General features: G+C 66.4%; 21 protein-coding genes. 10 read left to right on the top strand and 11 right to left on the bottom strand.

The features are described from left to right. Nucleotide 1 precedes the first annotated feature (1 nt). The 4 genes from EJV47_RS00920 (at nt 2) to EJV47_RS00905 (ending at nt 3,895) form a co-directional block, all read left to right on the top strand. Entirely contained in the window at nt 2-682 is a 681-nt protein-coding gene (locus tag EJV47_RS00920; protein WP_126691259.1) for a spermidine synthase, read from the top strand. Between the two features lie 51 nt (nt 683-733). After that, entirely contained in the window at nt 734-2,335 is a 1,602-nt protein-coding gene (locus tag EJV47_RS00915) for a S8 family serine peptidase (protein ID WP_126691258.1), read from the top strand. 66 nt (nt 2,336-2,401) lie between these two features. Then, a complete protein-coding gene (locus EJV47_RS00910; RefSeq protein ID WP_126691257.1) occupies nt 2,402-3,052 on the top strand; it encodes a DedA family protein in 651 nt (216 codons plus the stop codon). A 99-nt stretch (nt 3,053-3,151) separates the two neighbouring features. Then, complete coding sequence (locus EJV47_RS00905; RefSeq protein WP_126691256.1) at nt 3,152-3,895, top strand: shikimate dehydrogenase family protein; 744 nt, start codon at nt 3,152-3,154, stop codon at nt 3,893-3,895. A 253-nt stretch (nt 3,896-4,148) separates the two neighbouring features. Here the strand turns inward: EJV47_RS00905 and EJV47_RS00900 are convergent, their stop codons facing one another. From EJV47_RS00900 to EJV47_RS00885, 4 genes are all read right to left on the bottom strand, one after another. After that, on the bottom strand, nt 4,149-4,331 hold the full coding sequence (locus EJV47_RS00900) for a hypothetical protein (RefSeq protein ID WP_126691255.1): 183 nt from the start codon (nt 4,329-4,331) through the stop codon (nt 4,149-4,151). Nucleotides 4,332-4,643: 312 nt separating this feature from the next. Further along, nucleotides 4,644-7,256 (bottom strand): TonB-dependent receptor domain-containing protein, encoded by a 2,613-nt coding sequence (locus EJV47_RS00895; RefSeq protein WP_126691254.1) that lies wholly within the window; start codon nt 7,254-7,256, stop codon nt 4,644-4,646. A gap of 328 nt (nt 7,257-7,584) precedes the next feature. Continuing rightward, nucleotides 7,585-8,406, bottom strand: coding sequence for an ABC transporter permease (locus EJV47_RS00890; protein ID WP_126691253.1), 822 nt, complete (start codon nt 8,404-8,406; stop codon nt 7,585-7,587). Continuing rightward, nucleotides 8,403-9,332, bottom strand: a complete 930-nt coding sequence (locus EJV47_RS00885) for an ABC transporter ATP-binding protein (protein WP_126691252.1) — start codon at nt 9,330-9,332, stop codon at nt 8,403-8,405. The genes EJV47_RS00890 and EJV47_RS00885 overlap by 4 nt, the downstream gene beginning before the upstream one ends. Before the next feature lie 262 nt (nt 9,333-9,594). Here EJV47_RS00885 and EJV47_RS00880 point away from each other — a divergent pair, with 262 nt between their 5' ends. Both EJV47_RS00880 and EJV47_RS00875 read left to right on the top strand, forming a co-directional pair. Beyond that, entirely contained in the window at nt 9,595-10,740 is a 1,146-nt protein-coding gene (locus tag EJV47_RS00880; protein WP_126691251.1) for a sensor histidine kinase, read from the top strand. A 27-nt stretch (nt 10,741-10,767) separates the two neighbouring features. Further along, entirely contained in the window at nt 10,768-11,526 is a 759-nt protein-coding gene (locus tag EJV47_RS00875) for a LytR/AlgR family response regulator transcription factor (protein WP_126691250.1), read from the top strand. A gap of 171 nt (nt 11,527-11,697) precedes the next feature. Here EJV47_RS00875 and wrbA read toward each other — a convergent pair whose 3' ends face one another. Beyond that, entirely contained in the window at nt 11,698-12,309 is a 612-nt protein-coding gene (gene wrbA / locus EJV47_RS00870; protein ID WP_126691249.1) for an NAD(P)H:quinone oxidoreductase, read from the bottom strand. 359 nt (nt 12,310-12,668) lie between these two features. Between wrbA and EJV47_RS00865 the strand changes: the two genes are divergently transcribed. From EJV47_RS00865 to EJV47_RS00850, 4 genes are all read left to right on the top strand, one after another. Further along, the gene (locus EJV47_RS00865) at nt 12,669-13,349 is read left to right on the top strand and encodes an RNA polymerase sigma factor (protein WP_126691248.1); all 681 of its coding nucleotides are present in this window, start codon (nt 12,669-12,671) and stop codon (nt 13,347-13,349) included. Then, on the top strand, nt 13,330-14,931 hold the full coding sequence (locus EJV47_RS00860) for an outer membrane beta-barrel protein (protein WP_126691247.1): 1,602 nt from the start codon (nt 13,330-13,332) through the stop codon (nt 14,929-14,931). Before EJV47_RS00865 ends, EJV47_RS00860 begins: the two co-directional genes overlap by 20 nt. Before the next feature lie 165 nt (nt 14,932-15,096). Continuing rightward, nucleotides 15,097-17,136, top strand: a complete 2,040-nt coding sequence (gene uvrB, locus EJV47_RS00855) for an excinuclease ABC subunit UvrB (RefSeq protein WP_126691246.1) — start codon at nt 15,097-15,099, stop codon at nt 17,134-17,136. A gap of 17 nt (nt 17,137-17,153) precedes the next feature. Continuing rightward, nucleotides 17,154-17,378, top strand: coding sequence for a DUF433 domain-containing protein (locus EJV47_RS00850; RefSeq protein ID WP_126691245.1), 225 nt, complete (start codon nt 17,154-17,156; stop codon nt 17,376-17,378). Nucleotides 17,379-17,470: 92 nt separating this feature from the next. Here EJV47_RS00850 and EJV47_RS00845 read toward each other — a convergent pair whose 3' ends face one another. The 6 genes from EJV47_RS00845 to EJV47_RS00820 all read right to left on the bottom strand — a co-directional run bounded on the left by EJV47_RS00845 (nt 17,471) and on the right by EJV47_RS00820 (nt 22,572). Then, on the bottom strand, nt 17,471-18,382 hold the full coding sequence (locus EJV47_RS00845) for a phosphatase PAP2 family protein (protein ID WP_126691244.1): 912 nt from the start codon (nt 18,380-18,382) through the stop codon (nt 17,471-17,473). An 82-nt stretch (nt 18,383-18,464) separates the two neighbouring features. Then, nucleotides 18,465-18,926 (bottom strand): PepSY-like domain-containing protein, encoded by a 462-nt coding sequence (locus EJV47_RS00840; protein ID WP_126691243.1) that lies wholly within the window; start codon nt 18,924-18,926, stop codon nt 18,465-18,467. An 87-nt stretch (nt 18,927-19,013) separates the two neighbouring features. After that, nucleotides 19,014-19,859: an SdiA-regulated domain-containing protein gene (locus EJV47_RS00835; RefSeq protein WP_126691242.1), complete on the bottom strand. Its 846-nt coding sequence runs from the start codon at nt 19,857-19,859 to the stop codon at nt 19,014-19,016. A 36-nt stretch (nt 19,860-19,895) separates the two neighbouring features. Then, nucleotides 19,896-20,216, bottom strand: coding sequence for a hypothetical protein (locus tag EJV47_RS00830; protein WP_126691241.1), 321 nt, complete (start codon nt 20,214-20,216; stop codon nt 19,896-19,898). A 157-nt stretch (nt 20,217-20,373) separates the two neighbouring features. Continuing rightward, complete coding sequence (locus EJV47_RS00825) at nt 20,374-21,747, bottom strand: sensor histidine kinase (RefSeq protein ID WP_126691240.1); 1,374 nt, start codon at nt 21,745-21,747, stop codon at nt 20,374-20,376. Nucleotides 21,748-21,894: 147 nt separating this feature from the next. Then, a complete protein-coding gene (locus EJV47_RS00820) occupies nt 21,895-22,572 on the bottom strand; it encodes a response regulator (RefSeq protein ID WP_126691239.1) in 678 nt (225 codons plus the stop codon). Nucleotides 22,573-22,702 lie beyond the last annotated feature (130 nt).

Raw genomic sequence — 22,702 nt, 5'->3', positions numbered from 1 at the left:
TATGAACCGCCCTTCGGCCTGGCAGCGCCTGCTCAGCTACCTGTTTCCGCTTACCCGGCGGGTGCCCTCGGCCATCAACGGGCCGCTGGAAGTCACGCTCAGCAACGGCCGCAAGGTGCTCGACGGGCGCACGGCCAACTACTCCTACGGCTCCCTGCAGCGGGTGCTGCGCTACGGGCTGCGGCAGCTGCCCGCGGTGGCGCCCCTGCAGCACGTGCTGCTGCTGGGCCTGGGCGGCGGCTCGGTGGTGCACACGCTGCGCGCGGAGTTTGGCTACGCGGGCCGTATCACGGCCGTGGAGCTGGACCCGGTCGTCATCCGGCTGGCCGCCGAGGAGTTCGGTATCCGGCCCGACGCGCAGCTGCGCATCATCGAGGCCGATGCCTTTGCGCTACTGCCCACGCTGCCGGCCGCCGGCTTCGACCTCATCATCGTCGATTTGTTTATCGACCTGACCTTGCCGGCCGAAGTGTTCCGCCCCGACTTCTGGCAGCAATTGCGCCAGCGGCTGCGGCCCGGCGGCTACCTGCTCTTCAACGCCATTGCCGCCGAGCCGCTGGCCGTGGCGGGCGCGCCCCTGCTCGACTACCTGGCGCGGCTAGGCATCGGGGCGGCCGAGCACCCGGTGGAAGAGCTAAACCGCCTCATCATTGGTCGGGCCGATGGAGCAGTTAGTTATTGATTTGTGACTATCTGCTCGTTTAATAAGTCAATAGTTTATCTTGGAAATCCTATGAAGACACTGCTACCCCTTCTGTTGCTGCTGGCCGGGCCAAGCCTGGCGGCACAAGCCCAATCCGCCGACGCCGGCCGCCTCATCGTGCGCCTGGAAACGCCCACCGCGGCCGACCAGCAAGCTTTCGAGGCGCTGAACCGGCAGTATGCCGTGCGCCGGGTGCAGCCGCTGAACCCCGGCAGCCCCGAGGGCCCGGCCGTGTACTGCCTCACCCTGCCCGCCGGCCTCGACGCCGCCCGCACCGCCGAGGCTTACCGCCGGTCGGCACTGTTCCGCTACGTGGAGGCCGACGCGGCCGGGCAGGGTGGGGGCGTGCAGGGCCTGACGCCCAACGACACCTGGTACGGCTTCCGGCAGTGGAGCCTCAACAACAACGGCACCTTCAACCTGGGCCGCGCCACTGCCGGGGCCGATATCAAGATGGAGGACGCCTGGGCCCAGACCCAGGGCGACACCACCATCACGGTGGCCGTCATCGACAGCGGCACCAAGCTGGACCACCCCGAGTTTGCCGGCCGCCTCTGGCGCAACCGGGCCGAAATTCCGGGCAACCAGCTCGACGATGACCGCAACGGCTACGTGGACGACGTGAACGGCTACAACTTCGCCTACGACACGCCCAACCCCACCGACGACCAGGGCCACGGCACCAACGTCATCGGCATCATCGGCGCCACGGGCAACAACAACCTGGGCTTCGCCGGGGTGAACTGGCGCTGCAAGCTGATGACCTGCAAGGGCCTCAACAGCCAGAACAACGGCTTTTATTCCTGGTGGATTGCGGGCATCTACTACGCCGTCAACAACGGGGCGCGCGTTATCAACATGTCGTTGGGCGGCACCAGCACCTCCCAGGCCATGCAGGACGCGGTAAACTACGCCGTGGCCCGCAACGTGGTGGTGGTGGCCTGCATGATGAACACCAATACCAGCACGCCCTACTACCCGGCCGCCCTTACCGGCCTGATTGCCGTGGGCGCCACCAACCCCGACGACTCCCGCGCCCGGCCCTTCTTCTGGGACGCCAGCAGCGGCAGCAACTTCGGCACCCATATTTCCCTCACGGCCCCCGGCAACTACATCTACGGGCTGAATCACAACTCCAACACCATCTTCACCACCTACTGGGGCGGCACCTCGCAGGCTACCCCGCACGTGGCGGGCGTGGCCTCGCTCATGCTCGGGCGCAACCCGCAGCTGACGCCGGCTCAGGTGAAAACCATCCTGCAGAACACCGCCGACGACCGCGTGGGCCCGGCCACCGAGGACGTGGCCGGCTGGGACCCGTACTTCGGCTACGGCCGCCTCAACGCCAACCGCGCCCTGGCCGCCGTGGTGACCAAGGCCCGCCCCGCCGAGGTATCGGTGGCCGAGGGCCTGCAGGCCTACCCCAACCCGGCCCCGGGCGCCGTGACTCTGCGCGTGACCGATGCGCGCCTGCTGCAGCGGGAGCTGACGGTGACCAACGGGCTGGGCCAGGTGGTGGCGCGGCAGCGGCTGCAAACGGCCACCCAGCTACTGCCGCTGCGCCTGGCCCCGGGCGTGTACTGGCTCACGGTGGCCGGGGCGGCGGGCGGGCAGGCCCTGCGGGTGGAATAAGCCCGGCCCCGGGCGCCGCGTCTTTGCCGCCGACGCCTTAGCTTTGTAGGCTAACTTTTTGCCCGCATGGAAATCATCAAGCACCTCATTGACTTCGTTCTTCACCTCGATAAGCACCTGGTGGATCTGGTGGGCGAATACGGCGTCTGGACCTACGCTATTCTCTTCCTGATCATCTTCGTGGAAACCGGGGTGGTGGTGCTGCCCTTCCTGCCCGGCGACTCCCTGCTGTTTGCGGCCGGCTCCCTGGCCGCGCTGCCCAACAGCCCCCTGAACGTGGGCCTGATTATCGTGCTGCTCATCGTGGCGGCCGTGCTCGGCGACGCGCTGAATTACCACATCGGGGACTATATCGGGCCCAGAGTGTTCCGGCGCGACTACCGATTTCTGAAGCGGGAGCATCTGCTGCGCACCCAGGAGTTCTACGAGAAGCACGGGGCCAAAACCATCATCATTGCCCGCTTCATTCCCATCATCCGCACCTTCGCCCCGTTTATTGCCGGCGTGGGCACCATGAGCTACGGCCGCTTCCTGTCGTACAACCTGGCCGGGGCCGTGCTGTGGGTGACGCTGCTGACCGGGGCCGGCTACCTGCTGGGCCAGCATCCGTGGATTCAGAAAAACTTTGGGCTGTTCACGCTCATCATCATCGGGGTGTCGGTGCTGCCGGTGGTGTTCGAGTTTATCAAGGCGCGCTTCGCCCCGGCGGCCCGCTAACTGCACTTCGCCAACAGAAAGTAGGAACCCGCCCCGACCAGCTTTGGTCGGGGCGGTTTTTTTTGTTTGTTCAAGGCTGAAACCAACCAGCACGCTCCTATGAGCCGGGAATTTGGACTGATCGGGCGCACGCTCACGCACTCGTTTTCGCCCACCTACTTTCAGCGCAAGTTCGAGCACCTGGGCCTCGACGACTGCACCTACGAGGCCTTCGAACTGGCCGACATCCGGGAGCTGGAAGGGCTGCTGGCAGCCCGCCCCGAACTGCGCGGGCTGAACGTGACCATTCCCTACAAGGAGCAGATTATTCCCTACCTCGACGATCTGGCGCCCTCGGCCGGCCGCGTCGGGGCCGTCAACACCGTGCAGTTCGGGCCCGACGGCCGGCTGATCGGCCACAACACCGACTACGTGGGCTTCCGCGACTCGCTGCGGCGCTTTTATCCCCTGCGCGGGGCGGCAGCCGGCGCCCTGATTCTGGGCACCGGCGGCTCGGCCAAGGCCGTGGAGGTAGCCCTGCGCGAGCTGGACATCCGCTACTGGCTCGTCTCGCGCGACCCGCTGAGCCGCGGCCTCACCTACGCCGACCTCAGCCCCGAGCTGCTGGCCGAGCACACGCTCATCATTAACACCACGCCCCTGGGCACCTACCCGCAGGTGGAGGCCTGCGCGCCCATTCCGTACGAGCTGCTCACGCCCGCGCACTACCTGTTCGACCTGGTGTACAACCCCCGCGAAACCGAGTTTCTGCGCCGCGGCCGGGCCCAGGGCGCCCACACCCAGAACGGCTTCGAAATGCTCTGCCTGCAAGCCGAAGCCGCCTGGACTATCTGGAATCAGTGAAGTGGTGAGGTGGTGATTTAGCGACTTAGTGAACGATGTTCTATCTGCACGGTAGCCAACATCAACTCACTAAATCACTAAGTCGCTAAATCACTGAATCACCAAAAAAGCCCACCGACGACGAGGCCGGTGGGCTTTTCAACAGGTGTGGTGGAAATACGGCCCGAAGGCTGTAGCGGCGCGGAAAAACTGGCGGGCCACCGACTCGGAGCGGGAACCAAAAACCAATGGCCGCCTCCGGGGCGGCCACGGCTTACTTCTGGAAAATCCAGCGGCAGCCCGGCTGGTACTTCTTGTACACGGGGCGGTGCATGCCGGTCTTGCCGCGGCGGCCGAAGTTGGCCGGGCGCACGGTGGCCGCGGCTTCGAGCGCGGGCAGCAGCAGGGCAACGACCAGGAAGAAGGAGGCGAGGCGGGCGAAGACGGTGGCTTTCATGGTATGGCTGATGAGGCTGTTTGCGAGAGAAGTCGGGGCGCTGTGCCCGTTCGACATGACAAAGGTGCGCCGCCGCGCCGCCTGCGCGCCGGGAGTTTCGCCCGCTTTCCGGATTCGCTGTGCGAACGGCCGCCCGTCCTCGCCGAACGGTTTGCGCGCGTTGCCTAGCCCGCGCCAATGCCCGGCCTACAACGCAACGGCGGCTGCCCTATCAGAGCAGCCGCCGTTGTAAAATTCCAGAAGCCAGTGCGTTACGGCGCGCCGGGAAGCTGTGCCATCTTCGGCCAGCTCGATTGGGGTAGTCCGCCGGGCTTAGTTGCCGCCCTGGCCGTTGCCGCCTTCGCCGCCCTTCTGGTCGTCGTTGCGGATCGAGCGGCTGGGGCGCTTGGGCTTATTCTCCAGCTTGCCGAAGCGGTAGCTGAAGGCTGCGCGCACGCCGCGGTTGAACACCAGCGTGGTATTGCGCGAGTCGGAGCGGCCGTTGTCGAAGTCGTTGTAGAGGCGGATGTTGCGCGAGAAGGGGTTGTCGGCGTTGATGGTCAGGTCGGCCTTGCCCTTCAGCAGCTCCTTGCGCAAACCCAGGGAGTACATCTGCCAGGGCGAGTTGCGGCCCTGCAGCTGGATGCGCGGCGAGTTCAGCATGCCGAAGAACTGCAGGCTCCAGCCCTTGTCGAACTTGTAGCCCGAGTTCAGGTTGGCCGAGTACACCAAGCCCGAGTTGCGCGCCTTCTGCCCCTGCTGCTCCAGCGCCTTGCTATAGAGGTCCACGTAGAACACGCTCAGGTTGCCGCTCACGTCCCACTTGGGCAGGGGCTTCACCGAACCGAATAAGTTCAGGCCGTAGCTCTGGTTGCGGGCCACGTTGCCGAAGGTCGACACCACCCGGCCCTGCGCGTCGGTGAGGTACACCCGCTCGATGGCGTTGTTGGTCTGCCGCGAATACAGCGAGACGTTAATCACCGAGGTCTTCACGAAGGTGTTCCAGTTCAGCTCGTAGTTGTCGGTGAACTCGGCGTCCAGCTCCGGGTTGCCCTGCGAGATGTTGCGCGGGTCCGTTTCGTTGCGGTAGGGGTTCAGGTAGAAAACGCTCGGGCGCTGAATGCGTCGGGAGTAGCTGAGGCGCAGCGAGGAGCCCGGTTGCTTGAGGTTGCGCGTCAAAGCCACGTTGGGCAGCACGTTGGTGAAGTCCAGCTTGAAGGGCTGGTCCTGGCCTTCAAAGTTGCCTTCGATGTCGGTGCGCTCCACGCGGGCGCCGAGGCGCACGTTGTACTTCTTGCCCAGGCTGGTGGCGTAAGTGCCGTAGCCGGCCAGCACGCGCTGGGTGTAGTCGTAGTTGTTGGTCAGCTGCGGAATGAGCTGCAGGCCGCGCTGCCCGGTGGAGTCGCGCTGCACGCTGTACTCGCTTTCCACCTGCCGGTCAATCATCTTCACGCCCACCTCCACGGTCTGCTTTTCCGACAAGGGCTGCACGTAGTCGGTCTGCAGGGTGGTTTCCAGGTTGCGCGAGAGGTTGGGGCTGAACTCGCGGAACACCACGTTCTGCTGCGCGGGGTCGTTGAGGCTGAATTGGTCTACCTCGTACTCGCGGTTGTTGCGGTTGCGGTTGTGTTGGGCCAGTACCGTCCACTCCTTGCGGCTGTTCGGGCCGAAGTTGCGGGTGTAGGTGCCCGTCAGGTCGTAGCTCTGGGTGCGGAACTGCTGCTCAAAGTCGCGGGTGTAGTTGCCGAACAGCGGGTTGCGCGTGTCCACCTGGCCTTGGTCGAGGGTGTAGGTGTTGTAGATGTCGGCCCGGTTGCGGTTGCGGAAGGCGTTGGCATTCAGCGAGAGGCTGAAGGTGTGCAGCGGCGAAGGCTCAAACTCCAGCCCGATGCGGCCGTTGCCGCCGCCCCCAAGGGTGCGGCCCTCGTTGCGCTGCATCAGCCGGCCCGTGGTGGTAATGCCGTCCACGCTGACCACGCCGCGGTCGGTGCGGTCGACGCGCTGCTCCCCAGGCGAGTAGAACACCCAGCTGTTGACGGCCGACGACAGCCCGAACTTGCCCTTGCGGGCGTTCAGGGCCAGGTTGCCGTTGGAGTTGCGCGTACCCGCGGCCAGGCCCACGTTGCCGTTGACGCCCTGCAGGTTATTCTCCTTCAGCACGATGTTGATGATGCCCGCCGAGCCTTCGGCGTCGTACTTGGCCGAGGGCGAGGTAATGACCTCCACGTTCTTGATCTGGTCGGCCGGCAGCTGCTTAAGGGCCTCGGCAATGTCGCCGGCCACCACGGCCGAGGGCTTGCCGTTGATGAGCACGCGCACGTTGCCCGAGCCGCGCAGCTGCAGGTTGCCGTCCGGGTCCACCGACACCATCGGGGCCTTGCGCAGCACGTCGGCGGCGGTGCCGCCCCGGTTGGTGGCGTCCTGGGCGGCGTTGTACACGAGGCGGTCGGGCTTGCTTTCCACCACGGGCCGCTCCCCGGTCACCGTCACGCCTTCCAGCTGCTTGGTCTGCGAAGTCAGGCTCACGGTGCCCAGGTCGAGGCTCATCTTGCCCTCGGCCAGCGTGACGGGCTGCACCGAGGCGCCGTACCCGATAAAGCTGATGGAGAGGCGGTAGGAGCCGGGCGCGAGGCCTTTCAGGGTGAAGCGGCCTTTGTCGTCGGCCACGGTGCCGTCGAGGGGCTGTTCGCCTTCGGCCGGCAGCAGGGCCACGGTGGCAAATTCGACGGGCTGCTTGCTGGCCGCGTCGAGCACGGTGCCGCTGATGCGGCCGCTGCCGCGCGGGGCGGCGGGCAGCACGGCGGTTTTGGTGGCCGGAGCGCCCGGGGCCCCGGTGGGGGCGCCCGTCGGGGCTACCGGCTTGGCGCCCGGCGCCGATTGGGCCAGGGCGCCACTGGTGGCCAGTACGCCGGAAGAAGCCAGCAGCAGAAGTAACGATTGTTTCATATCGGGAGGAGGGGAGGACGGCGGAAAACCAACGGCACGCGGGCAGTCGGCCGCATCAGGGCCGCTGGGGTTCCGGCGAGGCAGCGCCGTTGGCTGTAAGCAGGGAGAAAGCGCCGGAGCGCGGGTAAGCAAACAAGAGCGGGTGGGTGGAGCCGCGAATGATAGGGCAAAGGACCGGCGGAAATCGGCCTCTGCCAATCACCTATTTATGTGGTAGCAACGCGTAGCACGGAGTAGTCCAGGTTTTGTATGTGCGACAAGGGTCGGTCCGGGGGGCGGCGGGGTTGCATTTGGCCCAGACAAAATTGTGGTGCCCTGGCAAGAAGCCCTAGCGCCGGGCCCCCTCGTGGCGCCAGCCCAGCAGCACGTAGCCGATGAGCAGCACCACTCCGCACCAGCCCAGGGCCAGCAGGGTGGCCGGGGGCAGCGTCCAGGCTACGTGCAGGGCGCCGGCCTTGGGCTCGATGGCCCGCAGGGTGCGCAGCGGGGCCGCGTAGGGCACCCAGTCGATGTACTCCCAGCGCATCAGGGTGAGGGCCGCAATGGTGCAGCCCATGCCCGCGGCCACCGGCGCCACGAAGTTGCGCCACCACAGCGACGCCACGTACTGCAGGGCCACGATGCCGAGCGTGGCCACGTAGGTGTGCAGCAGCAGGGGCGGCAGCACGGCCAGCGGCGCCGCAAAATCGGCAAAGCGCAACTCGGGCCGCAGCAGGCCCAGCAGCCAACCCGAGCCCAGCAGCAGCGCGGCATACACCAGCAGGGCCAGCAGGTTCAGCGCCAGCAGCACCAGCAGCTTGCTGCCGAACACGGCCCCGCGGCTCAGCGGCTGGGCGTACAGATGCTTCCAGCCCAGGGCGCGGTTTTCGGTGTGCAGCACCAGGCTGCTGAGCAGCACTACGAACAGCGGAAACAGCAGCCCGGTGGCCGTCTGCCAGCTTTGGATCAGGTAGGCCGGCCAGGGGTTCTGGCCGGGCTTGAGCAGGTACTGGCCCTTGAAGAAGAAGGTCAGGCCCATCAGCAGCACCGGCAGCGCGCCGCTGCTGAGCGTGAGCCAGAGGGCGGGCGTGTGCTTGAGCTTGAGCGCGTCGGCGGCCAGACTGCGGCGCAGCTGGGTGGGAAAGGCGGGGGCGGAAATGGTGGCGTTCATCGGGCTGGGGCGGTTTCGGTGAGTTGCAGAAAGCTTTGTTCGAGGCTGGGCTGCTGGCAGTGCAGGCCGTAGAGCGGCTGCCCGGCCAGCACCAGCTGCTGGGCCAGGTAAGCCAGCTGCTCGTCCGACTGGTAAGGCAGCCCCAGCCGGCCCGGCCCCAGCAGCGCGGCCGCCCCAAACTCGGCCGGCAGCAGCAGCTGGCAGCGGGCCGCATCCTCGGTATCGATGACTATTCGGGCCCGGCCGCGCTGCTGGCGCTGCAGCTCCGCCACGCCGCCCTGAAAGGCCAGCCGGCCCTGCTGCACCACGCCCACGTGGGTGGCCACCCGCTCGATTTCCCCAATCAGGTGGCTCGACAGCAGGATGGTCTTGCCGTGCTCCTGCTGCAGGGCCAGCAGCAGCTCCCGCATGTCGGCCATGCCCTGCGGGTCGAGGCCGTTGGTGGGCTCGTCGAGGATGAGCAGCTCGGGGTCGGGCAGCAGGGCCAGAGCCAGGCCCAGGCGCTGCCGCATGCCCAGGGAATACTCGCGCACGGGCCGGTGGGCATCGGCCGCGAGGCCCACGGTGGCCAGCACGGCGGCGGTGCGGGCGGCGGGCAGCCCGCGCAGGCGGCGGGTGGCTTCCAGGTTGTCGCGGCCGCTGAGGTGCTCATACAGGGAGGGCATTTCAATCAGCGCCCCGACGCGCGCCAGCAGGCCGAGGCGGTGGCGGCTGAGGTCGTGGCCGAACAGGCGCACCGAGCCGGCGGGGGCGGGCAGCAGGCCCAGCAGCAGGCGCAGGGTGGTGCTTTTGCCGGCCCCGTTCGGCCCCAGGAAGCCGTAGATGCTGCCGGCGGGCACCTGCAGCCCGAGCTGCTGCAGCACTCGCCGCGGCCCGAAGCCGAAGGTCAGGTCGTGGGTTTCGACGAGTAGGGAGGGTGTTTTCATAGGTCAGAAGGCGTTCGGTGCTGGCAAACCTAGAGCCGCTGCCCAAGCCCCGTCGGACTATTCCACCAATGCCGCGGATTTCGGCCCCAACGGCCCCGGCACGGCCGCCAACCGGCCTGGCGCGCGGCCAACGCGGCCCGCTACGCCGATTGAGGAGCCGAAACTGCCCGTTGGGTAGCGCGCCGGGGCCGTTGGTTGAAATACCCGCCGGCCTCGTGCTGCGGCCGGGTACCTTGCGCCGTCGTATTGCTTGTCCGCGCTCATGTCCGCTTCTGCTTCGCCACCCCTGACCACCCCGGCCCCCTGGTTCCGCTTCGCGCCGGCCGAGCCGAGCACTTCCCGCCGCGTGCCGCTGTGGGCGCACCTGGTGCTGTGGGCACTGCTGCTGCTTTCCGACGGGCTGGAAATCTGGCAGCAGCTCACGCACGACAAGCCCGGCGCGGCCGGACAGTACCAGGCCGTCCTGCGCACGCTCGGGCGCGGGTTGCTGTACGATCTGCTCTACGCGGGTGTGTTCTATCTGAACTGGCGGGAGCTGATTCCGCGGCTGCTGGCCCGCGGACGGGTAGCCCTGTATGCGCTTGGGGTGGTATTGCTGCTGACGTTGTTTGTGAGCCTGCGCGTGGGCATATCCATGAGCTTTTTCCCCGATGCTCCGGGCATCCGGCCGCGCACCATGGTGCAGCGCATTGTGCCCTACTCCATTACCGGGCTGATGATGGTGTTTCTCAGCTCGGCCCTGAAAGTCACCGGCGACTACCTGCGCGGGCAGCGGCGGCGCCGGGAGCTGGAGCGCCAGCAGCTGCTCACCGAGCTGGCCCTGCTCAAGATGCAGGTCAACCCGCACTTCCTCTTCAACACCCTGAACAACATCTACTCCCTGGCCAGCCAGAAATCCGACCGCGCCCCCGAAGCCATCCTGCGCCTGGCCGAGCTGATGCGCTACATGCTCCACGACTCGGCCGCCGACACCGTGCCCTTGCCCCAGGAGCTGCAGCACCTGCACAGCTTCCTGGAGCTGCAGCGCCTGCGCCTGCCCGCCACCGGCCCGGCGCCCATCGTGTTCGATACCAGTGCGCTGGAGGCGGAAGCGGCCCCGGCCATTGCGCCCATGCTGCTGCTGCCCCTGGTCGAAAACGCCTTCAAGCACGGCGACCTGACGGCCCGCCCCGTCGTCAGCATCCGGCTCAGCCAGCCCGCCGACGGCAGCCTGCACTTCGTCATCGACAACGCCGTGGCCGACCCGGCGGCCGGCCCCGCGCTGGAGCAGCCCGGTGGCGTGGGCCTCACCAACCTGCGCCGTCGCCTGCAGCTGCTCTACCCCGGCCGCCACCGCCTCGACATCGACGCGACGCCCGTGCGCTACCGGGCCGCCCTTACGCTGCTGCCCGCCACCCCGGCGCAGTAGCCGCCTCGGCTGGTATCTTGCCCTGTGATGGAACCGACCCCGCCCGGCCGCAAGCTCCGCTGCGTGCTCATCGACGACGAACCCCTGGCCCTCGACGTGCTGGCCAGCTACTGCGCCCAGGTGCCGCAGCTGGAGCTGTGCGGGCAGTTTCACGACGCTCTGCAGGGCCTGGCCTTCGTGCAGGACCACCCCGTCGACGTGGTGTTTCTCGACATTCACATGCCGCGCATCACCGGCCTGCAGTTTGTGCAGCTGCTGCCGCAGCCGGCGCCGCGGGTGGTTTTCACCACCGCCTACGCCCAGTACGCCGTGCAGAGCTACGAGCTGAGCGCCGCCGATTACCTGCTCAAGCCCATTGCCTTCGAGCGGTTTCTGCAGGCCGTCGGCAAGCTGCGTGCCGCCGCGCCCGGGGCTGCGGCGGTGGCCGCTTCCGCCCCGCCGGCGCCCGCAGCCGCGGCGGCCCCGGAGGCTATGTTCGTCAAGAACGAGCACCGCCTGCAGCGCGTGGCCTTCGACGACATCCTCTACATCGAGGGCATGAAGGAGTACCTGATGATTTACACCGCCGAAAACGGCCGCATCCTCACGCTACAGTCGTTCCGCAGGGTGGAGGAGGTGCTGCCGCCCGGCCGCTTCGCCCGTATCCACAAGTCCTACATCGTGGCCCTGAACCGCATCGAGCACGTGGAGCGCGGCAAGGTGCAGCTGGCCGGCCGCCTGCTCCCCATCGGCGACACGTACCGGGACGCGTTCAACCAGCTGCTCAAGGCTTATAACTTGCTGTGAGTGGTGACATGGTGAGATGGTGAAATGGTGAGTTGATGTTTTGGCGGCTCCTGAACGCGCAAACGGCCCCGGCAACTGGTGTTGCCGGGGCCGTTTGCGTTTAACTCAGATGGTGCGCCGGGTGCCTCAGAAATGACAACTCACCAGTTCACCATCTCACTATTTCACCGCCTACTTCGCCAGCTTGCTGGCAATTTCGGCCGTGTGCTTGCCCTGGAACCGGGCGCCTTCCAGCTCATTTGCGCTGGGCTGCCGCTCGCCTTTGCCGCCGGCAATGGTGCTGGCCCCGTAGGGCGAGCCGCCGGTTATTTCGTCGATGCGCATCTGGCCCTGCCAGGCGTAGGGCAGCCCCACGATGACCAGGCCGTGGTGCAGCAGGGCCGTGTGGGCGGTTTGAATGGTGGTTTCTTGCCCGCCGTGCTGGGTGGCCGTGCTCACGAAAGCCCCGCCAACTTTGCCCACCAGCGCCCCTTTGGCCCACAGCGGGCCGGTAGCGTCGAGAAAAGCCTGAATCTGCCCGCACAGGCTGCCGTAGCGCGTGGGCACGCCCAGGATGATGGCGTCGTAATCGGCCAGCTCCTCGACGGTGGCTACGGGCACGTGGGCAAAGGCCTTCTGGGCCTCGGTGGCCCCAATCTGGTCGAGCAGCTCCTTGGACAGGGTTTCGGGCACGCGCTTCACGCTGACTTCGTTGCCGCTGACTTCGCGGGCGCCCTCGGCTACGGCCTCGGCCATTTTCCAGACGTGGCCATACGTGGAGTAGAACAGAACCAGGGTTTTCATGGGTAGGAGTTTGGGTTGGTGTGGAGGCCGGCCGGGCGGCGGCCAGGCTGGATAGCGGTAGGTACATGAAATTGGGCCGCCGGGTTGGCCGAAGCCGGAATACGCCGTAGCTTAGCCCAGGTAGCCCGGCCCCGAAATCGGGCTGCCCGGGCCCGAAACCAGCCGGACAGCGCAAAAAAATATTCCCGGTTGCAACCAATCTGCAGGGCCCGTGCTCCTACCCATACCGCCGCCTGTTGGCCCGTTTTGTTTTGTTACGTCGTGGTCCGTTAGCCCATGAGAAATTCGCTACCATCTCCCAGCTTCCGCCGCTCGTCGGTGGGTAATGGCGCCCCCGGCCGCACCCGCCGGGCCCAGGTATGAGTGCCCTCGCCGCCTTCGGCAGCAGCAGCCTCGGCCGACTGGTAGGAGGGCTGTCTACCTCGTCCGCCGAAACCACCGAAGTGGCCCGGCCCGCCGCTACCCGCCCGCTCACGCCCGCCGGGCGCTGGAGCGAAGCAGAGCTGATTGACGCCTGCCTCGACGGCAGCCGCGTGGCCCAGAAAGAGCTGTACGTCCGCTACGCCGGCCGCATGCTGGCCGTCTGCTCGCGCTACTCCCAGACCACCTTCGAGGCCGAAGACGTGATGCAGGAGGGCTTCGTGACGGTGTTTAGCAACCTGCGCCACTTCCGCCGCGAATGCCCGCTGGAGTTCTGGATCCGGCGCATCATGATCAACGCCGCCCTGCGCCAGCACCGCCGCAACGCCCCCATGCTGGCCGTGACGGAAAACGAATACCCCGAAGCCGTGGCCGACGAGGAGCTGATCCTGTCGAACTACAACTTCGAAGAATTACTCAAGATGGTGCAGGATTTGGCCCCGCGCTACCGCATGGTGTTCAACCTGTTTGCCATCGAAGGCTACGGCCACAAAGAAATTGGCGAGATGCTGGGCATTTCGGAGGGTACCAGCAAGTCGCAGTACTCCCGGGCCCGCGCAATTCTGAAAGCCAAGCTGGAAAGACTCGACCAACGTTGCAATGACACCCGTTTCCAATAATAACGACCAACAGCCAAAGGCGAATCTGGAGGAGCTGTTCCGCCAGAAGTTTGCCGAGGCCGAGCTGACGCCCCGCGCCGACGTGTGGGACCGGCTCGACCACGAGTTGCTGCTGCGCGAAAACCAGGGCTACCGCCGCCGCCTGGTGGGCTACCGCCGCCTGGCCGCCGCGGCCTGCGCCGTGGCCACGCTGGGCGCGGGCGGCTGGCTGGCGCAGCACGTGAGCGGCCCTTCCGCCGGGGCTGAAATTGCCGCCGTCGACAGCAGCGCGGCAGCCCGCTCGGCCGCTGCCCGCCTGGGCGCCGCCGCGGCCCAAACCCCGCTGACCGAAGCCGACCGCACGGCCAGCCGTAACGCTACCGGCAACGGTGCCGCCGGCTCCGCAGCCGCCGCCCGGCGCGCTGGTACTGAAACCGTCGCCGCTGCTTCGGCCACCAGCCCACGGCCGTCGACTTCCGGCGTGGATGCCGTGCTCCACCAGCTGCGCGACTCGTTTGGCGCTTCCTCCGCGGCTGGTACCGACCAGCCCAGCGCCAGCCTGACCAGCCGTGCCCTGGCCGCCATCAAGCAAACCTTCGGCAGCCAGTCGAGCACCACCGCCACCACGGCCGCTTCCGGCAACCTCGCGCCGGGCAGCCGCCTGCGCGCCGGGGCTCCCGACGGCGCTGCTGGTTTGGCCAGCCTCGCCGGCACCGCCGCCGAGCGGGCCGCCGTGGAGTCGGGCACCGCCGCGCCCTTCGCGGCCGAGGCCCTGCAGCCCCTCACCAGCCGCCTGCGCCGCGACGCCCGGACCGACCTGCCCAAGGTTGCCCTGCTGAACGTGTCCGCGCTGCTGGCCCCGGCGTCTTCCGACGAAGAGAAAGAAGAGCAGAAAAAAGCCTCCATCAGCCGCTGGCGCTGGCGCGGGGGCTACTCGGCCGAGCGTTTCGTGCCGAACATGAGCAGCAGCACCGGCAGCGGCGTGGCCCTGCGCGGCATTCCTGCTACCAACTCGTTTCTCTCCGCCCGCGGCGTGACGGCGCCCGAGCAAACCAAGCTGCAGCCGGGCCTGGCCCAGCGCGTGCAGTTCGGGGCCGCCGTGCCGCTGGGCCGCAAGCACTGGACCCTGCTGACCGGCGCCGAGCTGACTTCCATCTCGGGTGATACCGACCGCGAAGCGACCAAGGAGTTCAGCAACAGCCTGGCCGACGCCCGCCCGCAGACCGGCCGCTACCACCTGACCACCGTGGGCGTGCCCGTGCAGGTGCGCTACGAAGGCCGCAAGCAGGGCTGGGGCGTGTACGCCGCCGTGGGTGCCGCCGTGAACGTGCTGCTGCGCAACCGCACCGCCGTGGGCACCATGACCACCACCGGCGACGCTTCGTACCGCAGCGTGCTGGCCTCGGCCCGGGGCAGCGCGGGGGTACGCTTCTCGCCCGCCGGCGGGCAGTGGCAGCTGAACGTGGGCCCCGAGGCCGAAGCCGGCCTGACCACGCTCAACGCCAACCCCGGCGAAACCTGGAGCCAGCGCACCCGCCCCTACGCCGTCGGCCTGTCGGCCAGCGTGGAGTTTGGCGGCGGCAAGGCCGAACTGGCCCCCTGAGCCTAAGCGTCGGATTACCGACCAGAAAATACACCCATTCACTCACCTTGGGTCCGACCCCGCGGCTGGTTTCCAGTCGTGGGGTTTTTCTTTGTTGGGCGGAAACCTCGGCTGCCCGGCGGTAGTTAAGAAGGGTTATCTTTCCCGCTCTCCGAATCACCCTGCATGGAGTATCAACTGACCTCTGAATTCAAGCCCACCGGCGACCAGCCCAAAGCCATTGCCCAGCTGCTGGCGGGCATTGAGAACGGCGAGCCGGCCCAGGTGCTGCTCGGGGCCACCGGCACCGGCAAGACGTTTACCATGGCCAACGTCATTGCCCAATCGGGCAAGCCGGCGCTGATTCTGGCCCACAACAAGACGCTGGCGGCCCAGCTCTACGGCGAGTTCAAGCAGTTCTTCCCCAACAACGCCGTCGAGTACTACATCAGCTACTACGACTACTACCAGCCCGAGGCCTACATTGCCTCGACGGACGTGTTCATCGAGAAGGACCTGGCCATCAACCAGGAAATCGAGAAGCTGCGGCTGCACGCCACCTCGTCCCTGCTCAGCGGGCGGCGCGACGTGATTGTGGTGGCCTCGGTGTCGTGCATCTACGGCATCGGCAACCCCGAGGAGTTTGGCAAGAACATGATTCTGCTCAAGCCCGGGCTGAAATTCTCGCGCAACGCCCTGCTCTACCAGTTCGTGCAGATTCTGTACTCGCGCACCGAGCAGGAGTTTACCCGCGGCACCTTCCGCGTCAAGGGCGACACGGTGGACATCTACCCGGCCTACCTCGACTACGCTTACCGGCTCTACTTCTTCGGCGACGAAATCGAGGCCATTCACCGCATCGACCCGGAAAGCGGCAAGAAGCTGGGCGAGGAGCGCGACGTGGCCTTGTTCCCGGCCAACCTGTTCGTGACCGGCAAGGACACGCTGCAGCAGGCCATCAAGGAAATTCAGTACGACATGGTGCAGCAGCACGCCTACTTCGAGAAGGAGGGGCGCGACGCCGAAGCCAAGCGCATCGTGGAGCGCACCGAGTTCGACCTGGAAATGATTCGGGAGCTGGGCTACTGCTCGGGCATCGAGAACTACTCGCGCTATTTCGACCGCCGCGCCCCCGGCGCCCGGCCGTTCTGCCTGCTCGACTACTTCCCCGACGACTACCTGCTGGTGGTGGACGAGAGCCACGCCACCATGCCGCAGATCCGCGCCATGTGGGGCGGCGACCGGAGCCGCAAAACCGCGCTGGTGGAGTACGGCTTCCGCCTGCCCTCGGCCATGGACAACCGCCCGCTGACCTTCAACGAGTTCGAGAGTATGTTCCGGCAGGCCGTGTACGTGTCGGCCACGCCGGCCGACTACGAGCTGGAGCGCGCCGGCGGCGTGGTGGTGGAGCAGATTATCCGCCCGACGGGCCTGCTCGACCCCGAAATCGAAATTCGCCCGAGCGTCAACCAGATTGACGATTTGCTCGACGAGGTGGACGAGCGCGTGAAGCAGGGCGACCGGGTGCTGGTGACGACGCTGACCAAGCGCATGGCCGAGGAACTGACCAAGTACATGGAGCGCCTCAACATCAAGGTCAGCTACGTGCACTCGGACGTGAAAACCCTGGACCGGGTGGAAATCCTGCGGCAGCTGCGCCTGGGCGAAATCGACGTGCTGGTGGGCGTGAACCTGCTGCGCGAAGGCCTGGACTTGCCGGAAGTATCCCTGGTAGCCATTCTCGACGCCGACAAGGAAGGCTTCCTGCGCGACCAGCGCAGCCTGATTCAGACCATGGGCCGCGCCGCCCGTAACGACCGGGGCAAGGTCATCATGTACGCCGACCGCATAACGGGCTCGATGCAGCGCGCCATGGACGAGACGAACCGCCGCCGCGCCACCCAGATGGCCTACAACGAGGAGCACGGCATTACGCCGCGCACCGTGCGCAAGTCGCGCGAAGCCATCATGGAGCAAACGTCGCTGTCGGACTACCGCGTGCCGGAGCAGCCCCAGGCCTACGCCGGCCCCGACGAGGACGCCGGGCTGGCCATTGCGGCCGAGCCGGTGGTGGCTATGATGAGCAAAACCGACCTGGAAAAGCTCATCAAGCAGACCGAGAAGCAGATGGAGGCTGCCGCCAAGGAGCTGGACTTCCTGCAGGCCGCCAAGTTCCGCGACGAGCTGGCAAGCTTGCGGCAGCTGCTCAAGACCAAGCGCGACTAAAACGGTAAATTGTGGGTATGGACTACGTCAATTTCATCAGCCTAAATGCAGGTGTCCGCTTCGGCAAGGCTGGTTTTACGGGTACCCGCATTGCGGTGCAGGATGTACTGAGCTGGTTGGCCTCGGGTATGAGCTTCGAGGAAATCGTAGAAGATTTTCCGGAGCTGACGAATGAGCATATCCGGGCGGCGCTGGCATTTGCGGCTGACGTGGAGCGCCGGACCCGTCAGCTGGCCGCCTAGATGAAGTGGCCGGTTGAGTTGTATTAGCCAGCGCATACATGCCGAAGCCGGTTAAGTCACTACGACTTAACTGGCTTTGTGCTTTCAGGCATCTACCGCACCGTCAAACTCAGCGCGGCACCCACGGCACCGTGGGCGTAGAACGGCATGACCATAATCTGAGTGCGGCTGGTGGGACTAGCCGTGCCCGGGCGCCAGTGCTGCCACAGGCGGGTGGCGGTGCGCTGCAGGGTGGGGTAGGCCCAGTACACCAGCTCGGTGGAGAGGATGCCCACACCCGCGCCGGCCACCACGTCGGACGACCAGTGGTTGTCCTTGGCGATGCGCAGACCGCCGGTAGCCACGGCCACCGAGTAGGCGCCCACGCTGTACCAGATGCTGCGGTGCCCGTACTCCTTGTGCATGAAGTGCGCCGCCGCAAAGGCCGTGCTGGTATGGCTGCTGGGAAAGGAATTGAAGCTCTGGCCGTTGGGCCGCTGCACCCGGGTCAGGCGCTTGAGGTTGCTGGTCAGCCCGTCGTTGAGGTAGTAAATCAGCCCGTACATAATGGCCTGATTGGGCAAGGAATGCCGGCCCCGCACGCCCACCAGGCCCAGTCCCAGCGCGGTATAGCCGGGCACGTAGCGCAGGTGGTCGTCGAGGTGGGTGCGCACCCAGGAAAGGTGGCGCCGGGCGCCGCTGCGCACCAGGTAGTCCGGCTCGGCTTCCATGTCGAATAGCTCCACTTCGCCGCGCAGCACCACGCCGGTGCCCAGCAGCAAAGCGGGCAGGGCAAGGTGGCGCACCGCCGGCTGCCGCCGCAGCGAATCGGCCTGCACGCGCACGGTGCGGTACAGGCCGTGGCCGCGGCGCAGCAGGGTGTCGAGCGGCAGGCGGGCGAAAAGGGGGCGGTGCTGGGTGGAGTCGGCTTGGGCCAGCGCCGGAACGTGGAGGCCGCCCGTGAGCAGGCAGGCGGTAATAGCTGTTTTGGTGAGTAGGCGGGGCCAGCGGGTCAAAGCAGGCATGGCTTGGTGTGGTGGAAGCGGCTACAAAAAAGCCGGCTCCGGCGCCACCAAGGGTACCGGAGCCGGCGGGCTGTTGAGAGAGTTAGTCCCAGTAGGCAGGCTGGGCGGGCTGCTGGCCGTCGGCCGCGAAAACCAGGTGGTGGTCCGGGTCGTTGCCGGGGCGGTCCAGCTCCACTTGGTAGAGCACGGCTTCGCTGCCGCTGATGTGCAGCCGCTCGGCGTCGTCGATGGTCAGGCCGCTGTACTGCTGGCTGATGGCCGTGCGCACGGCTTCGGGCAGCTCGGTGGTGGGGATGTCGAGCTTGTATTTCACCAGCTCGCCGGCGGCCGTAAACAGCGCATCGTGGTCGACGGTGTTGACCTCAAAGTCGGCCTCGTAGTCGCTCCCGACTTTCTTCCACTCCAAATCGGTGGTGCTGGGGAAGCGGGCGGCCAGGCTGCTGCGCACGGCTTCCGGTACCTGGTTGGGCTTCACGTCGTTGTCCTTGTTGCAGGCCAGCAGCAGGGCGGCGGGCAACAGCAGCAGATACTTCGGGCTGTTCATGGTCAATGAAGGTGTGGTAAGTGAGAAAACGCCGGCCGGAGCCGGCAAAAAAGCAGTGTTCAGCGGGGCCGTAGCGCGGCAGCGGCCTTAGCGGGCGCGAAAGAGGTACACCCGCGCCTCGCCCGATTTCTTGCCCGCCTCCGTCGACACGTACAGGTCGCCGTTGGCGGCGAAGGCCAGGCCTTCGGGCTGCGGAAACAGCGCGGTGGGCAGGGCCTGCGCCGCTACCAGCCGGCCGGCTGCATCCAGCTCCACCAGCCCGTTCTGCCGCGCCGACAACACGAACACGTGCCGGGTGCGCGGGTGCACGGCCACGGCGGAGGGCGAGAATTTGCCCTCCTTCTTGCCCTCCGCGGCCGGCCATATCTGGTTCACGTCCAGCACGTAGGCTGGCTGCGGCTCGATGCGCAAGGTGGTTGGGTTCAGGCGGTAGATGGCGCGCTGTCCACTGCCGAGGCCCGCGCCGGCTTCGCCCTTGCAGGCCACCAGCAGGGTATTGCTGGCCGCGTCGTAGGTCAGGCCCTCGGGCTCGTTGGCGAAGCTCAGGCCGGTTTTGTGCTCGGTGGTTTCCTTGCCGCGGTAGCGGAAGATGGTCCCGTCGCTGCGCAGTACCAGCCAGGCGTCGCCCACGCGGGCCACGTCCTCGTAGTCGCCGGCGCCGGCAAAGGACTCTTTGCGCTCCACGCGCTTGGTGCTGGTGTTGTAGAAATACAGCTCGCCGTCCTCGTCCTCCACGCAGGCCACCTGGCCCGGACCAGCCAGCGCAATGCCCGAAATTTCCCGCAGCTCGGCGGGCATGGGGTAGGAGGCCGCCGGCTGGGCGAAGTCGTAGGCCGCAATCTTGCGCGCTACCGGCGGCGCCGGCTCTTCCAGCAGGGTGAAGGCCAGCGGGGTAGCCACCAACATCAAGGGATACAGCAGGTTTATCGACATGGTCAGAAGCAGTTTGGGTGAGGGAAGCCGCCGAGGCTAGCCGTGCGGGTGGGCTGGCGTGCGCCGCGCCGGGGCCGGTGGCCGGCTGGCCGTGTGAGTGGCCCGGCAGCGGTCGAGCTGCAGACGGGCCCGGCGCAGCTCGTCGGCCAGGGCGGCCCGGGAGGGCCCCAGGGGCTGGTCGTCATCGTCGTCCTCGTCTTCCTCGGCGAAGAAATCGTTGTCGTCGAGCTGCCACGTCAAGGCCCGGCCCTGGGGCCGCCCGGGCAGGAGGTAGTAGGCGTTCAGGGCCAGGGACAGCAGCAGCACCCCGGCCAGCAGCCAGCTCACCCCGGAAAAACGCGGAAAGGAAAAGCGCACAGCCTCAAGCTCTTGGTTATACCCAAAAGTCCCCCGCTGACATTAAAACCGTCTGAAGCCGACATTAAAAGAGTCTGAACGGGCGCGTGGCGGAGTGAATGAGTGATAGAGTGAATGAGTGATGATCAGAACGAAAATCACTCATTCACTCATTCACTCACACCGCCGCCGGCAGCTCCAGCGTGATGCTGGTGCCCTGGTCCAGCGCCGACTCGATGCGGAGCTGGCCGCCGTGCAGGCGCACGATGGCGTCGGTAATGGCCAGGCCGAGGCCGTAGCCGGGCGTGGCGCGGCCGTTGTCGGCGCGGTAGAGCGGCTCGCGCACCCGCAGCACGTCGGGCGCCGCCATGCCGATGCCTCGGTCGGCCACGGTCAGGTGCAGTTGCTCGGGCGAGGCGTAGCCCAGCGTCACCTGCACGTCGGCGACGGAGTACTTGCAGGCGTTGTCGAGCAGGTTGAGCACGGCGGTGGTGAGCAGCTGGGCGTTGCCGCGCACCGCAAACAAGTCTTCGGCGGCCTCGGGCCAGCTGCCCACTTCCAGGCGAATATTACGGCCGGGGTACTTGGCCGAGCACGCCGCAATGGCCTGCACCACGCACTCATCCAGGGCCACCTGCGTGCGGCTGAACGACGAATCTTCGGCCTTGGCCAGGGCCAGCAGGCCGTTGGTCAGCTCGATGATGCTCTGCGTTTCCTCGATGGCCGAGTGCACGCTGCGCCGGGCCTCGGGCAGAGTGGCGTCGTAGGCGGCGCAGGTTTCGAGGGTGACCAGCAGGTTGGCAAGCGGGGTGCGCAGCTCGTGCGAGGCGTGGGCCAGAAAGTTCTTCTGGCTCTCAAACGACTGCTCCAGCCGGCCCAGCACGCGGTTGAACGTAATGGCCAGCTGGGCAATTTCGTCGCGGCCGTTGCCCTCGGCCACCCGCCGGCTCAGCCGCGTGGCCTCGATGCCCTCCACCTCCGTGACCATGCGCGCCAGTGGCCTGAGCGACTGCACCGCAAACAGCCAGCCGGCCAGCGCAATAAGCACCAGCGCCCCCAGGTTGCCCACGATGAGAATGAGCCGCAGCGTCTCGAACTCGCGCCCGCCGTAGTAGTCGCGGCCGGCCATGAACACGTAGTACGTCTGTCCGCGGTGGCGCGTCATCATCCCCAGCGTCTCGATCAGCCCCACCCGGAAGCGCGCCTGCCGCTCCCGCGTAATTTCCCCGAGATGCTCCCGGTCGCGGATGGGCACCGGCAGGCTATCCTGCTGAATGTGAAACAGCTGCCGGCCGCGCGCGTCGTAGATGCTGATGCGCCCGTTGTGCATGGTCAGCAGGTCCTGCTTGCGGAACTGGCGCAGCACCTGCGGGTCGAGGTTGAGGCGGTGAATCAGCAGGCTGGCCGTCTGCCGGGCGCGGGTATCGAGGCGGTGGTAAAACCGCTCGTTGCGCGCCCGGGCGCTGTAGTAGTACACGAAAGCCGTCAGGCAGAGCTGAATAGCCACCACCAGCAGCATGAAGCGCAGAATCAGCTTGTGGCGAACGAGCACGGTGGGGGCAATTAAAAATTGACCGCACGTTCATCCAGTGAAACCACCCGTGTGGCGCTGAAACCGCCGTTTTGGGTAGTGTCTGTAGTGTAATTGAATGGCGGATGGTGTCAATTTTTAATTCTTAATTGATAATTTTTAATTGAATCACTCCTCCCGCATCACGTAGCCCATGCCCACCACGGTGTGAATCAGCTTGGGCTCGAAGCCCTTGTCGAGCTTTTTGCGCAGGTGGCTGATGTACACGTCGATGACGTTGGTGCTGGTGTCGAAGCCCAGCTCCCAGACGCGCTCGGAGATGTCGACGCGGGAAATGACTTTGCCGCGGTTCAGCAGCAGGTATTCGAGCAGAGCGTATTCTTTGGCCGTGAGGTCGATGCGCCGGCCGCCGCGCGTGACGGTCTTGGCTTCTAGGTTCAGCTCCAGGTCGGCCAGGCGCAGCAGGCGCTTGACGGAAGTGCTGTCGGAGGCGCGCTTAATGAGGGCCCGGGTGCGTAGCAGCAGCTCCTGAAACTTAAAGGGCTTCACCAGGTAATCGTCGGTGCCGGCCTCGAAGCCGGCCACCTTGTCGTCGAGCGAGTCGAGGGCGGTGAGCAGCAGCACGGGCACGCGCGGGTTGTCCTCGCGGATGCGGCGGCACAGCTCGAAGCCGTTGATGAAGGGCAGGTTTACGTCGAGGATGATGAGGTCGTAGGCCGTCTGCCGGAACAGGGAGTGGCCCGTGCGGCCGTCGAAGGCCACGTCCATTTCGTAGCCTTCGTGCTGAAAGCCTTTCTGAATGAAGGAAGCCAGCTTGGGCTCATCCTCGACCAGGAGTAAGCGCATGAGGTCGACAGTTTACTTTTCTCCATACCGCAAACCCCGGCAGAGGTTACACGGCCGCCGGCCGCCAGCCCGGCCGGATTGTTGCAGCGGCCTTTTGCAAGCCGCAGCGGCCACCGTTGTTCCGCCCACG

This window comes from Hymenobacter gummosus, assembly GCF_003970915.1.
GTDB lineage: Bacteria > Bacteroidota > Bacteroidia > Cytophagales > Hymenobacteraceae > Solirubrum > Solirubrum gummosum.
This window is presented reverse-complemented; position numbering and strand designations above follow the sequence as displayed.